Below are 13,795 nucleotides of genomic sequence, written 5' to 3'. Positions count from 1 at the left end.
AGGAGAAGCAGGTGAGCGTGCGGGTTTTTCTGGTCGATGATCACGCCGTGTTCCGGTCCGGGGTGCGGGCGGAGCTGAGCCGGGAAAACGATATGGAAGTGGTCGGGGAGGCAGGTGGGGTGGCCGAGGCCGTTGCCGGGATCAATGCCGCGCGTCCCGATGTCGTTCTGCTCGACGTGCATATGCCTGACGGTGGGGGTGTCGCCGTGCTGAACGGTATCGCCGACGGCCCGGTATGCCTGGCGTTGAGCGTGTCGGATGCGGCGGAAGACGTGATCGCGGTGATCCGGGCGGGCGCGCGCGGTTATGTCACCAAAACCATTTCCGGTGCCGAACTGGCCGAGGGCATCCGCCGCGTCGCGGGCGGTGACGCGGTGTTCAGCCCGCGCCTGGCCGGTTTCGTGCTGGATTCGTTCACCGGGAAATCACCGGCCCCGGAACCTCCGCTGGATCCGGAACTGGATTCGCTGACCCCACGGGAACTGGAAGTGCTGCGCCTGCTCGCGCGCGGCTACACCTACCGAGAAATCGCCGAAACCCTGTTCATTTCGGTGAAAACCGTGGAAACTCACGCCTCCAATGTGCTCCGCAAAACCCAGCAGTCCAACCGGAACGCGCTGACCCGCTGGGCGCATCGCAGAAGAATCGACTGAATCGCGCCGGCTGAAGGCAGCTGCTACATCACCGCGACGAGCACCACGATGATGATGATCAACCCGATCAGCAGACCGATGGTGATGGCGAGCGGGGCGTTACCCTGCTGTGAGCTCTTGGCCCGTTGCGGAGCAGGCACCGCGGTGGCTCCGGTGCGGGTGTGCGGACTGCGGCGGGGCAGCGGCGCGGAATGCGGGCTGCGCAAGCCGGACGCGGAGTTGCGGGCCGCCCAGGCCGGGATGGTGCCGTCTTCGGTGCGCACTGGAGCACCGAGGATGTACGGGCCGGTTCCGGGACCGAAAGCTGCGGTGAGGATTTCGTCTCTCGCCTCGGCCATTGTCGGGCGGCGTTGCGGAGCGGGCTCCATCATGTGGAGTAGTGCATCGGTGAGCATGCCGCTGCGGGTAGGCGGGATGATCTGCGCCATGGCAGCGCGTTCCACGATGGCGCCGCTGTCGTCGTCGAAACCGAAGGGCGGCTGCCCCTCGACCGCGGTGTAGAGGGTGGCGCCGAGGGAGAACACATCGCTGGCCTCGGTCGGTTGTGCCCCGCGGGCCACCTCAGGTGGTAGGTAGGCGGGGGTTCCGGTGATCACGCCGTCCGGTTCGTCGCTGGCCTCGCTGACACTGCGGGAGATGCCGAAGTCGCTGAGTTTGGCCATACCGACGGCTTGCCCGCGGTCGGCGACGAGGATATTGCCGGGTTTGATATCGCGGTGCACGATGCCCGCGGCATGCGCGGCGGCCAGCGCATCGGCCACCTGGGCGCCGATCTGGGCGACCTCGATCGGCGGCAGCGTATCGACCAGCGCCAATGCCTTGGCGACGCTGCGCGAGGGTAAATGCTCCATCACCAGCCAGGGTTCGCCCGCCTCCAGCACCACGTCGTAGACGGCGATGGCGTGCTCGTGCGACAGCTTGGCCGCCACCCGGCCCTCGTGCACGATCTGTTCGCGGATCCGGTTGGCTTCGGCTGCGTCCAGCCCGGCGGTGGACAGCACCTGTTTGATGGCGACATCGCGGTCGAGCAGCCGATCGTGCGCGAGCCATACCGCGCCCATGCCACCGCCGCCGATTTTCGACTGCAGGCGATAACGGCCGGCCACCAGATAATCCGGGCCGACGATGGAGCGGGGACGATCGATCATGCTGCGAGACTAGCTGAAATCGGTGGTAGCTGGCCGGTTTCGGGCTTATGACCGGTGGTCCGTGATGATCTTCACGACGTTACGTCGTAGGTAGCCGTTACGGCCCTCGCTCAGTTGTGTGAGGTGCTTTCCGCAGGGTGAATATGGAACATATATTCGATAAAGATCGGTAGCTGAAACGGTGCTGGGCTCATCCAGCATCCAGGTATCCGTCATAGAGGTAGGTGATGCGACGGGTTCACAGGAAGCTGGCGTGCGTCGCCGGAGAGACCGGCGGAGTTGGGCGGCATGTCGACGTCCATCGCGGGAACGGTGGCCGCGTCGCTGCCCCACACGGCGAATAGACATGAGGTGCTGGCAGTTTCTCTGCGACAGCCGGATACTGCCCGGCAGCGGTGTGGTCGAAGGCTCGGCGATGCCGTATTCGGACGGGCGCACTGCTGGCCGCGCCACCAGGGAGGGCGGACACGCGGCGTTTAGCCGGGGTGCCGCGGCTGGGTTTGCTGGCGGCGGTGGAGATGGGCGGCGCAGCTGCGCGGTCGACTGCCGTCGCCGATCCGGTGGAGTGGCGGCAGTGCTCGTCGGTGTGTGGACGGTCGCTATGAGCGACCGGGGGCAGGTCCGGCCGGTACGCTCGGAGGCCGTGTATTCGACCGTGTCGTGGGCCCAGTTCGACGGTGTGCGCCTCGCCTACCGGGATACTGTCGTGGGTGACGGTGTGCCGGTGGTGCTGGTGCACGGTATGGGTGGCGACGGCCATACCTGGCAACGATTCGCGCGGGCGCTGGTGCGCACCGGCCGCCGGGTGGTCGTCCCCGATCTGCGCGGGCACGGGCGCAGCTCGCACACCTCCTCGTACCTGTTCGCCGAATTCGGTGCAGACGTGCTCCGCCTGTGTGAGTACCTGGCGTTGTCGCGGGTCGATCTGGTCGGCCATTCCCTCGGCGGTTTCGCGGTGTCCTGTATCGCCCAGGAACGCCCCGATATGGTGCGCAACCTGGTGATCGAGGAATGCCCGCTGCCGTTGCGCTCCGGTACGGAGGAAATGAAACTGACCCGCCGTTTCCCGACCGCCGCGGAACTGTGGCACGCCACCAGCAGTCTGGTCCGTCACCCGCGCGCGGTCCTCGCCTTCGATCGCGCCATGACCGGCACCGCCCTGGAGCAATTCCGCAAACCCCACCCCGAATGGTGGGAACGTCTCCCCGATATCACCGCCCGCACTCTTTTCTTGCGCGGCGGCCCCGGCGGCATGGTCGACCCCGAGAAGCTCGATACCCTGCGCACCACCATCCCGGACTGCACGGTGCGCACTTTCACCTGCGGTCACAGCATCCACCGAGACCGCTACCACCCCTTCGCCGCCGCGGTGCTGCCGTTCCTCGCCTGACGGACTCGCCGGGCGTCCGGGTCGGGCGTGGTTATGCTGGGCTGGGTGAATGCACTTGCTGGCTCGCTGGTGACCATCGCTACTGATCTGGATTCGGTGACGACATCCGGGCATGAGGACGACCCGGCCGATGCGGGAGTGACCCCGGCGGTGGTCGAGGCGATCTGGGCGTCGGTGCAGTCGTGGTATCGGATGGGCACCACGCCCGCGATCCAGATATGTCTGCGGCGGAACGGCAAAATCGTGCTGAATCGGGCGATCGGGCACGGCTGGGGCAATGCGCCGGGCGACGGGCCGGACGCCGAGCGGGTGCTCATTACACCGGATATGCCGTTCTGTGGGTTCTCCACCGCCAAAGGTGTTGCGGCGGCGGTGATGTTCATGCTGATCGAACAGGGTGCGTTCGGGTTGGACGATCCGGTGTGTGCGCATATTCCCGAGTTCGCCGCCAACGGTAAGGACAAGATCACCATCGGTGACGTCCTGTCGCATTCAGCGGGGATCCCGTTCGTCACCGGCCCCCACCGCGGTTACCAGCTGGTGGTCGACGAGGAAGCCGCGGATCGGGCGCTGGCCGATCTGACGCCGAGCTGGCCGTCCGGGCGGTTCCGCGCCTATCATGCGCTGACCAGCGGCCTCATCCAGCGGTCACTGGTGCGGCGGGCTACCGGTAAAACGATGCGCGAGCACCTGGCCGAGCGGGTGCTCGAGCCGCTGGGGTTCCGCTGGAACAACTTCGGGGTGCGTCCCGAGGACGTCAGCAAAGTTGTCCCGAGTGTGAAAACCGGCCCGAAACCGTCTCGAATGGCGAATTACCTGGCAGGTAAAGCACTGGGCGGCGGGATGAGCGGCGCGATAACGGAATCGGCCACCCGAGCATTCTTCACTGCGGAGTTGCCGTCGGGCAATCTGGTCACCACTGCGTTAGAACTGTCTCGGTTCTATGAAATGCTCGCTCGCGGAGGGGAATTGGACGGCGTTCGAATGATGAAACCGGAAACGCTGCGTGCCGCAATCCAGCCCGCCAAGCGGATTCCGGGTGTGGCGGGCCGGGTGAGTCAGGCCGGTTACGAATTGGGCGCGCGGAAGTCGAAATTCGGGCGTGATACCGAATCGCATTTCGGCCGCAGCGGTTTGACCACCCAGTACGGTTGGGCCGACCCGGCCCGCGGACTGTCCGGAGCCATCCTGACCAGTGGTAAGGCCCAGACCGACGGTGATCGCCCGTGGCGGTTGTGCGCGCAGATTTCCGGCGCCTTCGGTCTGCTCGATCCCGCCGACCGGATATTCGACCGCTGATATGTGCGAGGCCCCACCGTCGGGTAGGGCTCAGCCCGCTGAGCGAAGGCCAAGCCGCTCGGCTGCGATGTCCAGGTCTTTGTCGCCGCGGCCGGATACGCACAGCACCACTACCGAACCCGTGGGTAGTTCGCCGCGCTCGGCCGCCTCGATCAGATAGCCGACTGCGTGTGCGGATTCGAGGGCGGTGATGATTCCCTCGCTGCGGCTCAGCGTCCACAACCCGCGCAGTGCGGCGTCGTCGGTCGCGGATCCCCCGATCATGCGCCCGGTGTCCTTGAGATAGCTCAGCTCTGGCCCGACACCTGGGTAATCCAAACCGGCCGCGATGCTGTGGGTGCGGGCGATCTGGCCGTCTTCGTCTTGTAGCAGATAGCTGTAGGAGCCGTCCATTTCGCCTGGGCTGCCTGCGCTCAGTGTCGCTGCGTGCGCGCCGGTGCCGACGCCGTGACCTGCCGCCTCCACACCGATCAGCCCGACCCTCGGATCGGCCGCGAACGCATGGAATGCGCCGATCGCGTTGCTGCCGCCGCCCACACACGCCACCACGTAATCGGGGAGCCTGCCTTCGGCGGCGAGGATCTGAGTTCTGGCTTCCGCGCCGATCATCGTCTGGAAGTCCCGCACTATCTGCGGGTAGGGAGCCGGACCTCCGGCCGTGCCGAACAGGTAGTGGGTGGTCGCGAGAGTGGCTATCCAGTCGCGCACCGATTCGCTGATCGCGTCCTTGAGCCTGCGGTTCCCGGTGCGTACCGCTCGCACCTCGGCACCGAGCAGTTCCATCCGCAGCACATTGGATTCCTGCCTGCGCATATCGTCGGAGCCCATGTAGACCACACAGGACAGGCCGAGCATCGCGCATACCGTCGCAACCGCTACCCCGTGCTGGCCCGCGCCGGTTTCTGCAACGATGCGAGACTTGCCCATTCGCTTCGCCAGCAACGCCTGTCCGAGCGCATTGTTTATCTTGTGCGCGCCGGTATGGGTCATGTCCTCACGTTTGAGGTAAACCCGTATGCCGGGCACCGCGAGCGTTTCTGCGAACCGCGGAACCCGGTGCAGCAGCGTGGGCCTGCCGACGCGTTCACGCAGCAGCTCGGAGAGTTCGCTCATGAACTCGGGGTCCGCCCTGGCCTCCCGGTACGCGGCATCCAATTCGATCAGCGCAGCCATCAGTCCTTCGGGCACATACCGACCACCGAATGGCCCGAACCGTCCGTGTTCGTCCGGAAAGACTCCGTGCCGATATGCGCTCTGCTCGGTTCGGTGATAAACGACCATCAGCACCAGCGCTTTCCGTATGTGTTTTCCACTCCGGAATTCTGTTCATCGCGTGCGAGCGGTGAGCCACCTTCCGGCAACGGCTTAGTTAACAGCACACGAGGGATATGTGCGGGTTCCTGTTCCCGTCAGCGGTGGGAAGTCGTCGAGTGTCTGTCCGGGCGCGTATTTACCAATGAGTGCCGGGTACCCACCGGGCAGCGCGTCGCAGAGCGGTGCCAGCGAGCCTGCGGGTGGTCGACCGGGGCCGGGTGGTCGAGGGCCCGGCCGGGGCCGTCGGCTCGGGCTCGGGTGCTTGCTTGCCCTTGGCGGCGGGGGAATCGGGCAGGGCCCGGTAATAGCGATGCATGATGCGGTCGCGCAGTTTGGGGGCGAGCAGAGCGCCGTATTCGGCAATAGTGCCCAGCGGCACATCGATACGTTTGGGGCGTTCCATGAGGGCGCGCACGATCGTGGCCGCCGCCCATTCCGGTGATTCGGCAGGCCCCTGATGGCCGGTGGGAGCGATCATCGGGGTGCGCACCAGCGGCATATGGATGGTGGTGAACGTGACCCCGTCTGCCATGGTCTCCACGGCGGCGACCTCGGTGAACTTGTCCAAGGCCGCCTTGCTGGCCAGATACGCCGAATACCGCGGTGTCGCGACCTGCACTCCGGCGCTGCTGATATTGACGATATGACCGAATTTGCGCTCCCGCATCTGCGGCAGTAGCGCCAGCGTCAACCGCAACGCACCGAAGTAGTTGACCGCCATGGTGCGTTCGTAGTCGTGCAACCGGTCGGTGGAGCGGTGGATGGCCCGGCGGATCGAGCGGCCTGCATTGTTGACCAGCATGTCGACCCGACCGTGCTCGTCCAGCACGGTCTGCACCACCTGTTCGACCGATGCGGAATCGGTGACATCGCACTGGTATCCGTAGGCGCTGCCGCCTGTGGACCGGATCTCGGCGACCACGTCTTCCAGCTCTTTGTCGCGGCGCGCGAGCAGGAACACCACGGCGCCCTTATTTGCGACGGCTACCGCTGCCGCCCGTCCGATCCCGGAGGAGGCGCCCGTGATCATCACGTGCCGCCCGGTGAGGTCGTGTTTTCCGGGCGTCGTCCGTTCGCGCGCCCTGCTGTTGGTTGCCGTCATCGCTGTTCCCTCGCAGATCGGATCGTGCTTGAACTTACTCCAAAGTAAGTTCAGTGGCCAGAGGATGGCTACCGGGTGGAGAAAGTTTCGTTTTCCCTGGCTGTAGATGCGCGCGTATTCGAACACTTGTGCGATAATGAAGTCCATGACGGACGATCGGATGGCGGATATCTATGCCGCGGTGCGGCTCGGCGGGGTGGATCGGGAGGCGGCGCGATATGCGCTGCGCACGTTGTGGGACGACATCGGCGCGAGTGGCGAACCGCTGTACCGCAGTGTGGTCGCCCACCATCTGGCCGATATCCAGGACACGGCCGAAGAGGCATTGCGCTGGGATCGGCGCGCCCTCGATGCCGTATTCGCGCCCGGCGTTCCGCTCGACGACGGGCTGCGCGGGTTCCTGCCCGCGCTGTATCTGAGCCTGGCCGACAGTCACCGGCTGGTCGGCGATTTCGATTCGGCTCGTATGCAATTGGCCATCGCCAGAGGGCATCTCGACGTCCTCGCCGACGACGCCTACGGCAGGGTGATCCGCGCGGGCCTGGAACAAGTTTCGGCCGCATTGGACGTCGAATCCACCGAACGGCTGGCTGGATGACCCGCGCCCATTAGGCTGCCCGCATGCGGAGGTCCACACGCAAGCTTGCGGTATTCGTCATCGCCCTGCTCGGTTCGGCGCTGCTCGCCGGATGCGGTGGCGAATCCGGTGACGGGACAACGTCAACGGAGATGTCGTTGCCCGGCGCTCCCGCTCCCGCGCTGACCCCGGGATTGCGGGAACAGGCACCAGCGCAGTACGAGGACTCGGGCGAGCAGGCCACCGACCGTAAAGAAGTCGTCACCGGCAATGTCGATATCACCGCCGACGACCCGATCGTCGCCGCGGGCTCCGTCGCCGACCGAGTGCGTGAGCTCGACGGCCGCATCGACCGCCGCACCGAACAACCCGGCACCGACGACGACCTCCCGCGCGCCGAACTCACGGTGCGTATTCCCGCCGACCGTACCGACGCCTTCATCGACGGTCTCGGCAGTATCGGCCGCGTCACCGAAGTCGGCACCAACCGCGACGACGTCACCATGCAGTGGGCGGACCTCGACGCCAGAATCGCCGCCTTACGCGCCTCGGTCGACCGCCTGCGCGCCCTCCTCGCTGCCGCAGACAACACTGCCGACCTGATCGCCGCCGAAGAAGCTCTCGCCAGCCGTCAAGGCGAACTCGACAGCCTCACCGCCCAGAAACGCCGCCTCGACGATCAGATCGCGCTGTCCACCCTCACCATCACAATCACCGCCGACGCGGACACGAAACCCGACAACGAGCCGGCCAACTTCTGGGACGGCCTCGTCTTCGGCTGGAACTCACTGGTGGACTGGTTGAAAGATGCGGTCGTGTTCGCCGGTAAAGCGGTGCCGTGGATCGGGTTCCTCGCCGTGCTCGGCGTGATCGCCTGGGCCATCACAGGATTGGCCCAGCGCATCAGTAAAGGGCGTGGTGGCACATCGGTGAACGACCCGGGCGATGCGGTGCGCCAGTCGTCTGCGACGGGAGGCTCCGCCCACACCGCAGCTTCCGATGACGCGGCGAGCTCGACTCATACGGCGGCCCCCGAGGCTGCGGGCTCCGATCGCGCCGCCGGTGCTGCGGGCGCAACACATTCCGGCAAAGCTGAGCGCACAGAAGACCCGCTGCAGGACGCCGCCGGGAGCGGTACCGTGCAAACCCCGACCGGGGAACGGGACATACCCACCACCTCGCCAGGCAACGCAGGGGCGGCGGACGCCGAGAGGGAACCGGATTCCGGCCGTGGGATCGGCTTCGACGATGCAGGCACTCCCGATACCGAGACGCAGAAAGAACCAGGAGCATCCGGTGACCACCGTGCGGGCGACGATAAAACCGAACAGCCGTAAAGGCCCGCTCGTCGAAACCCTGCCCGACGGCACCCTCCAGCTGTACGTGCGCGCCCCCGCAGTGGAGGGTAAGGCGAACAAGGCCGCCATCGAACTATTGGCCGAGCACTACGGCGTCCCCAAAAGCGCCGTCCGCCTCGTCGCGGGCGCCGCGTCCCGGCACAAACGTTTCGACATCGACGAGTAGGAGACGCTGCTCACACCGCGCCGGGAAACCCGTGCTGCCGCCACGCCTCGTACACCGTGACCGCCGCCGCGTTCGACAGGTTCATCGACCGCCGCCCCGGCAGCAGCGGTATCCGCACCTGCTTCGTGATGTGTTCGTCGGCCAGCACTTCCGTGGGCAGCCCGGACGGTTCGGTCCCGAACAGCAGCACATCACCCGCCCGGTACGCCACATCGGTGTACCAGGTGGTGGCCTGCGTGGTGAATGCGAACACCCGCTCCGGCCGCAACGCCTGCCACGCAGCCCCCAGATTCGGATGCACCGTTACCGTCGCCAGATCGTGGTAGTCCAGCCCCGCTCGCCGCAGCTTCGCCTCCGACAGATCGAACCCCAACGGCTCGATCAGATGCAGCGCACACCCGGTTCCAGCGGCCATCCGTATTGCGTTACCGGTATTGGGGGGTATGCGCGGCTCATGGAACATCACATTGAACACGACGCCAAGTCAATCAGGTGGCCCAGCAATGTTCGGCCACTACACCTTGATGATTCCGATCCCCGGTCCGCACAGCGAAGTCAGATCCTCGGGATCGGAGGACACGATGGTGACCGGTGGTTCAGCGGCCAGGGCGATAGCTGCGAGCACCGCGTCGATAGCGTACTTGTGGCCGTGGAGGTTGTTCGCTCGGAGCAGTTCGGCTGCGGCATCGCTGACTGTTCGAGTGACGTCGTGGACGTCGAGACGGGACAGCACCCATGAGATCCTGCCCCGGGGGACGCGGCCGTACTCGGCTTCCAGCCGTGTCATCGCGGTCGTGCCGACACGAATATTCTCCAACCGCGCCGCTTCGACGCAAATGACGACCTTCGGGTCACGGCGGTAGAGCTTCGACAACCCTTCGCAGTCCAGCAGCAGGGTGCCCGGCATCAGGCGGCGGCCCCGGCCGGACCGTCCTTGTCATGCCGCAGCGCGGCCCGGGCCGCGTCGATTTCCTCCTGGGGCAGCGGCCCGTGGTCCCTGGTGTAGTCATCGACGATGTCGCCGAGCTTGCCCATGGCGACGTGGTGCTCGAGTGCTTCGGCGATGTAGGCGGAGAAGCCGCCCGGGCCTACCTGTGCCCGGATTGTTTCCGCGAGCTCTTCGGGCAGGCTCACCGAGTACTTCTTACTACCGCTCATAGCGCCCATCCTACCGATAGTAGGATGAACTGCGCCTCTTGCTGTCGGCACGCAGCCTCGTATCGCAGACGATCACTCTGCTTGCCTGCCTCGCTCTTCGCCGAGAATTTCTTCCGACTCTGCGGCCAGCTCGGGTTCGGCATACGTCAAGCCGGTGAATGAGAGATACTGGCGCCGATCGACCATGTTGTGCAGGTCGTCGTAGTCATGCGCTGTGGTCATACCCCACCTTTATCGGGCACGGCACATATCGGGTGGGTACGAGCTCCGCCGGGGACAGCGTGCTTGCGGCACTGGCGAACAGGCCGGGGGTATGGGTCTGTCAGAATCGGGGCGTGACCGATGCCGAAACCTCGACAGCCGATGAGCCGGGCAGCCGGACCAAGGTGATGCGGTTCCTGCGCTGTCATCTGCCGATGCTGCTGGTGGTGCTGGTGATCGGTGTGGCGGTGGTGTTCGTCGCGCAGGACCGGTGGCGGCGTGGGGCTTTGTTCTTCGGTGGCGCAACCTTGCTTGCCGCGGCGCTCCGGTTGTGTTTGCCCGCGGCGCGGGTGGGGTTGCTCGCGGTGCGCAGCAAACCGTTCGATGTGGGTGCACTGACGCTGCTCGGCAGTGCGATCGTCTTCATCGCGGCAACGATCAACACCCTGGGCGTGAGTTAGCGGGCGCTCGCTTCAAGCGAGCGCCCGCCAGAATCCCGGCTCAGCGGTTGGCGCGGGCCAAGTTCATCGTTTGGGTGAGGAGCTTGGAGATCGCGGCGGCCTCGGTGAGGAACCCGTCGTGCCCATCGCGGGAATGCACCACCTCTAGCCCTTGACATCCGGGTAGCCCGTCGGCGAGTTCCTGTTGGGTTTCCAGCGGATAGAGCCGGTCGGAGTCGATACCGCCCACGATGCAGGGGACATGCGTGCTGCCCAGCGCGGCCTCGATACCTCCGCGACCCCGGCCGACGTCGTGACGGTTCATCGCCTCGCTCAGCAGCACGTAGGTGGCCGGGTCGAAGCGTTTACACAGTTTGTCGGCCTGATGGTCCAGGTAGCTCTGCACCGCGTAACGGCCCCCGTTCCACGGGTCCTCGTCGCCCTGCGATGTGTTCTGGAAGCGGTGGTCCAGTTCGGCGGCAGTGCGGTAGGACAGGTGCGCGATCCGGCGCGCAATGCCCATTCCGGTGGTCGGGACGAAACCGGTGCCGTGGTAGTCCCCGCCCTGCCACGCCGGATCGGCGGTGATGGCGGCGATCTGGGTGGTCTGGGTGCCGATCTGGTCGGCGGTGGCCCGCGGGCCCACAGCGAGCACCAGCGCGGCGGCCAGCCGCTGCGGCGCGCTGATCATCCACTCCAGCACCCGCATACCGCCCATGGATCCCCCGACTGCGGCAGCGATCCGGTCGATACCGAGCACATCGAGCAGCGCCGCTTCCGCGGTCACCTGATCGCGGATGGTGATACGCGGAAACCGGGACCCCCACGGCTTCCCGTCCGGTGCAGACGACGCCGGGCCGGTGCTGCCCTGACAGCCGCCGATCACATTGGTGGCGACCACACACCACTCGTCGGTGTCCAGCGGTGCTCCCGGGCCGACCATGCCTTCCCACCAGCCGGGCGGGGAAGCAGGGTCGCCGAAGGTGCTCGCCACATGCGAGTCGCCGGTGAGGGCGTGCTCGACCAGCACCACATTGTCCATCTCCGGCGAGAGCTCACCCCACCGCTGCACAGCCAGCCCGACACCGGGGACAACCGCACCGCTCTCCAGCACGACGTCCCCGATATCGATCACGCCGAGCCGCCCATCGGGCGGGGGCAGCTGTGCCCCCGCCCGACGGGCGGTGCTCCGTTCGGCGCTCACTGTCAACTGTTGGCCGCCGCGAATCCCGTGCGCAGGTCGGCGAGAATATCGTCGATTCCCTCGATACCCACCGCGAGTCGTATCAGGCCGGGGGCCACGCCTGCGCTCAGCTGCTCTTCGGGGGTGAGCTGCGAGTGCGTGGTGGAGGCGGGGTGGATCACCAGCGAACGCACATCGCCGATATTGGCGACGTGGCTGTGCAGGGTGAGCGCGTCCACGAACCGTTTGCCCGCATCGACACCGCCGCGCAGCTCGAACGACACGATCGCGCCGACACCCTTGGGCGTCAACTGCTTGCTGCGCTCGTACCACGGCGAGGAAGGCAGGCCGGCGAAGTGAACCTTCTCCACGTCCGGGTGTTCGCTGAGGAACTCGGCGACCTGCTGGGCGTTGCTGACGTGGCGCTCCATCCGCAAGCTCAGGGTTTCGATGCCCTGGCTGATCAGGAACGCGTTGAACGGCGCCACGGCCGCACCCATATCGCGCAGCAGTTGTACGCGGGCCTTGAGCGCGAAGGCGGGCGCGCCCAGGTCGGCGAACACCGCACCGTGGTAGCTGGGGTCCGGGGTGGTGAAGCCGGGGAACTTGGAGTTGCCCTGCTCGTCGGTCACGGTCCAGTCGAAGGTGCCGCCGTCGACGATCACACCCGCGATAGCGGTTCCGTGCCCGCCCAGGTACTTGGTGGCCGAGTGCACGACGATATCGGCGCCGTGCTGCAGCGGCTGGATCAGGTACGGGGTGGCTGCGGTGTTGTCCACGATCAGCGGGATGCCCGCGGCGTGCGCGACCTCGGAGATGCCGGGGATGTCGAGGATCATGCTGCTCGGGTTGGCGACGGTCTCACCGTAGAAGGCCTTGGTGTTGGGCCGGATGGCGGCGCGCCACTGCTCCAGGTCGTCGGGGTCGTCGACGAACGTGACCTCGATACCCAGCTTCGGCAACGAGTAGTGGAACAGGTTGAAGGTGCCGCCGTACAGGTGCGGGCTGGCCACGAAATGGTCGCCCGCCCCGGCCAGGTTGAGGATGGCGAAGGTTTCGGCGGCCTGCCCGGAGGCCAGCAGCAGTGCGGCGACGCCGCCTTCGAGCGCAGCGATGCGCTGTTCCACCACGTCCTGGGTGGGGTTCATGATGCGCGTGTAGATATTGCCCGGTTCGGCGAGACCGAACAGCGCGGCGGCATGGTCGGTGTTGCGGAAAGCGTAGGACGTAGTCTGGTAGATCGGCAGTGCCCGCGCGTTGGTGACGCCGTCCGGGTTCTGTCCCGCGTGGACCTGCTTGGTTTCGAAGGACCAGTTGGTGGTGGGATCGACGTCGGTCGTGCTGGCATCGGTCATGTCGTGCTCCAAGAGAGGGCGGCTGCTCGCCGCAGCGATCGATGTTTCTGGGTTATCGCGAAGAAGAACAACAACAGCAACACATGTGGGTGACCTCCTGAAGGTGCGCTTGCCCCCGGCCTTCGGGAGCCCGGTCATCACCCGGAGCACCCCACCGCAGCAGGAGGGTTGCCGGCCAGCTAGCCGGGGCTTCGCGCTGGCGCTCAAGACCTGGTCCACATCGTAACCGGCGAACACTTGCGGACCGAAATCACGTTCATCGACCATGGGAAACGGGTGTGGTACGGCTCGCTGCCGGGGCTGCCTGTGTGATGCAACCACCGTCAGCAGTACGCTCGTCTTGTATGCACCAGACGTCTCGTGGACAACATGAGGCGTATACGTTGTCTGTTGAACAGCTGGGGTCCGCTCACAAGCGTGTTCGCCTGGCCGTGCAATGAGGGCACCATCC

Annotated in this window: 16 protein-coding genes and 1 riboswitch; of the genes, 7 read left to right on the top strand and 9 right to left on the bottom strand. The window is 66.0% G+C overall.

Annotated elements, in window-relative coordinates; all coding sequences use genetic code 11:
* Positions 1 to 17 precede the first annotated feature (17 nt).
* Positions 18 to 653 carry a response regulator gene (locus tag B0T44_RS17800; protein ID WP_077117002.1) on the top strand — a complete coding sequence of 212 codons (636 nt, stop codon included), beginning with the start codon at positions 18 to 20 and terminating at the stop codon, positions 651 to 653.
* A 23-nt stretch (positions 654 to 676) separates the two neighbouring features.
* Here B0T44_RS17800 and B0T44_RS17795 read toward each other — a convergent pair whose 3' ends face one another.
* The gene (locus B0T44_RS17795) at positions 677 to 1,801 is read right to left on the bottom strand and encodes a serine/threonine-protein kinase (protein ID WP_077116810.1); all 1,125 of its coding nucleotides are present in this window, start codon (positions 1,799 to 1,801) and stop codon (positions 677 to 679) included.
* 601 nt (positions 1,802 to 2,402) lie between these two features.
* On the opposite strand from B0T44_RS17795, the gene B0T44_RS17790 reads away from it, so the two are divergent.
* Positions 2,403 to 3,191, top strand: a complete 789-nt coding sequence (locus B0T44_RS17790) for an alpha/beta fold hydrolase (protein ID WP_077117000.1) — start codon at positions 2,403 to 2,405, stop codon at positions 3,189 to 3,191.
* A gap of 45 nt (positions 3,192 to 3,236) precedes the next feature.
* Complete coding sequence (locus tag B0T44_RS17785; protein ID WP_081512261.1) at positions 3,237 to 4,490, top strand: serine hydrolase; 1,254 nt, start codon at positions 3,237 to 3,239, stop codon at positions 4,488 to 4,490.
* Between the two features lie 30 nt (positions 4,491 to 4,520).
* On the opposite strand, the gene trpB is transcribed toward B0T44_RS17785, so the two are convergent.
* Together trpB and B0T44_RS17775 are read right to left on the bottom strand one after the other, a co-directional pair.
* A complete protein-coding gene (gene trpB / locus B0T44_RS17780; protein WP_077116998.1) occupies positions 4,521 to 5,771 on the bottom strand; it encodes a tryptophan synthase subunit beta in 1,251 nt (416 codons plus the stop codon).
* Between the two features lie 169 nt (positions 5,772 to 5,940).
* Positions 5,941 to 6,906, bottom strand: coding sequence for an SDR family NAD(P)-dependent oxidoreductase (locus B0T44_RS17775; protein WP_077116996.1), 966 nt, complete (start codon positions 6,904 to 6,906; stop codon positions 5,941 to 5,943).
* 145 nt (positions 6,907 to 7,051) lie between these two features.
* Between B0T44_RS17775 and B0T44_RS17770 the strand changes: the two genes are divergently transcribed.
* Genes B0T44_RS17770 through B0T44_RS17760 form a run of 3 tightly spaced genes read left to right on the top strand, consistent with a single transcriptional unit; the run spans position 7,052 to position 9,007 of the window.
* Positions 7,052 to 7,504: a hypothetical protein gene (locus B0T44_RS17770; protein ID WP_081512254.1), complete on the top strand. Its 453-nt coding sequence runs from the start codon at positions 7,052 to 7,054 to the stop codon at positions 7,502 to 7,504.
* A gap of 23 nt (positions 7,505 to 7,527) precedes the next feature.
* On the top strand, positions 7,528 to 8,820 hold the full coding sequence (locus B0T44_RS17765; protein ID WP_077116807.1) for a DUF4349 domain-containing protein: 1,293 nt from the start codon (positions 7,528 to 7,530) through the stop codon (positions 8,818 to 8,820).
* Positions 8,780 to 9,007 (top strand): DUF167 domain-containing protein, encoded by a 228-nt coding sequence (locus B0T44_RS17760; protein ID WP_077116806.1) that lies wholly within the window; start codon positions 8,780 to 8,782, stop codon positions 9,005 to 9,007. The genes B0T44_RS17765 and B0T44_RS17760 overlap by 41 nt, the downstream gene beginning before the upstream one ends.
* Positions 9,008 to 9,017: 10 nt before the next feature.
* Here the strand turns inward: B0T44_RS17760 and B0T44_RS17755 are convergent, their stop codons facing one another.
* From B0T44_RS17755 to B0T44_RS27205, 4 genes are all read right to left on the bottom strand, one after another.
* Entirely contained in the window at positions 9,018 to 9,482 is a 465-nt protein-coding gene (locus B0T44_RS17755) for a tRNA (cytidine(34)-2'-O)-methyltransferase (RefSeq protein WP_081512253.1), read from the bottom strand.
* A gap of 39 nt (positions 9,483 to 9,521) precedes the next feature.
* Positions 9,522 to 9,914 (bottom strand): DNA-binding protein, encoded by a 393-nt coding sequence (locus B0T44_RS17750; RefSeq protein ID WP_077121887.1) that lies wholly within the window; start codon positions 9,912 to 9,914, stop codon positions 9,522 to 9,524.
* Complete coding sequence (locus tag B0T44_RS17745; RefSeq protein WP_077121889.1) at positions 9,914 to 10,165, bottom strand: ribbon-helix-helix domain-containing protein; 252 nt, start codon at positions 10,163 to 10,165, stop codon at positions 9,914 to 9,916. Before B0T44_RS17745 ends, B0T44_RS17750 begins: the two co-directional genes overlap by 1 nt.
* Positions 10,166 to 10,237: 72 nt before the next feature.
* Positions 10,238 to 10,387 (bottom strand): hypothetical protein, encoded by a 150-nt coding sequence (locus tag B0T44_RS27205; RefSeq protein ID WP_175648163.1) that lies wholly within the window; start codon positions 10,385 to 10,387, stop codon positions 10,238 to 10,240.
* 167 nt (positions 10,388 to 10,554) lie between these two features.
* Here B0T44_RS27205 and B0T44_RS17740 point away from each other — a divergent pair, with 167 nt between their 5' ends.
* Positions 10,555 to 10,827, top strand: a complete 273-nt coding sequence (locus B0T44_RS17740; protein WP_077121903.1) for a DUF3017 domain-containing protein — start codon at positions 10,555 to 10,557, stop codon at positions 10,825 to 10,827.
* Between the two features lie 40 nt (positions 10,828 to 10,867).
* Here the strand turns inward: B0T44_RS17740 and metX are convergent, their stop codons facing one another.
* Together metX and B0T44_RS17730 are read right to left on the bottom strand one after the other, a co-directional pair.
* A complete protein-coding gene (gene metX, locus B0T44_RS17735) occupies positions 10,868 to 12,016 on the bottom strand; it encodes a homoserine O-acetyltransferase MetX (protein ID WP_077121891.1) in 1,149 nt (382 codons plus the stop codon).
* Positions 12,013 to 13,344 (bottom strand): bifunctional o-acetylhomoserine/o-acetylserine sulfhydrylase, encoded by a 1,332-nt coding sequence (locus B0T44_RS17730; protein WP_077121905.1) that lies wholly within the window; start codon positions 13,342 to 13,344, stop codon positions 12,013 to 12,015. Before B0T44_RS17730 ends, metX begins: the two co-directional genes overlap by 4 nt.
* 100 nt (positions 13,345 to 13,444) lie before the next feature.
* Positions 13,445 to 13,555, bottom strand: a riboswitch (SAM riboswitch).
* Positions 13,556 to 13,795: the final 240 nt, after the last annotated feature.

It is taken from the genome of Nocardia donostiensis (genome assembly GCF_002081715.1).
GTDB classification, from domain to species: Bacteria; Actinomycetota; Actinomycetes; order Mycobacteriales; family Mycobacteriaceae; genus Nocardia; species Nocardia donostiensis.
Note: the sequence above shows the minus strand (reverse complement) of the source record. Positions and strands in the feature narration are given on the sequence as shown.

Excerpts from the sequence above, each read along its gene's own strand:
- B0T44_RS17795 (WP_077116810.1), bottom strand. The coding sequence starts at position 1,801 with ATGATCGATCGTCCCCGCTCCATCGTCGGCCCGGATTATCTGGTGGCC.
- B0T44_RS17790 (WP_077117000.1), top strand. The coding sequence starts at position 2,403 with ATGAGCGACCGGGGGCAGGTCCGGCCGGTACGCTCGGAGGCCGTGTAT.
- trpB (WP_077116998.1), bottom strand. The coding sequence starts at position 5,771 with ATGGTCGTTTATCACCGAACCGAGCAGAGCGCATATCGGCACGGAGTC.
- B0T44_RS17775 (WP_077116996.1), bottom strand. The coding sequence starts at position 6,906 with ATGACGGCAACCAACAGCAGGGCGCGCGAACGGACGACGCCCGGAAAA.
- B0T44_RS17770 (WP_081512254.1), top strand. The coding sequence starts at position 7,052 with ATGACGGACGATCGGATGGCGGATATCTATGCCGCGGTGCGGCTCGGC.
- B0T44_RS17765 (WP_077116807.1), top strand. The coding sequence starts at position 7,528 with ATGCGGAGGTCCACACGCAAGCTTGCGGTATTCGTCATCGCCCTGCTC.
- B0T44_RS17750 (WP_077121887.1), bottom strand. The coding sequence starts at position 9,914 with ATGCCGGGCACCCTGCTGCTGGACTGCGAAGGGTTGTCGAAGCTCTAC.
- B0T44_RS17745 (WP_077121889.1), bottom strand. The coding sequence starts at position 10,165 with ATGAGCGGTAGTAAGAAGTACTCGGTGAGCCTGCCCGAAGAGCTCGCG.
- B0T44_RS27205 (WP_175648163.1), bottom strand. The coding sequence starts at position 10,387 with ATGACCACAGCGCATGACTACGACGACCTGCACAACATGGTCGATCGG.
- B0T44_RS17740 (WP_077121903.1), top strand. The coding sequence starts at position 10,555 with ATGCGGTTCCTGCGCTGTCATCTGCCGATGCTGCTGGTGGTGCTGGTG.
- B0T44_RS17730 (WP_077121905.1), bottom strand. The coding sequence starts at position 13,344 with ATGACCGATGCCAGCACGACCGACGTCGATCCCACCACCAACTGGTCC.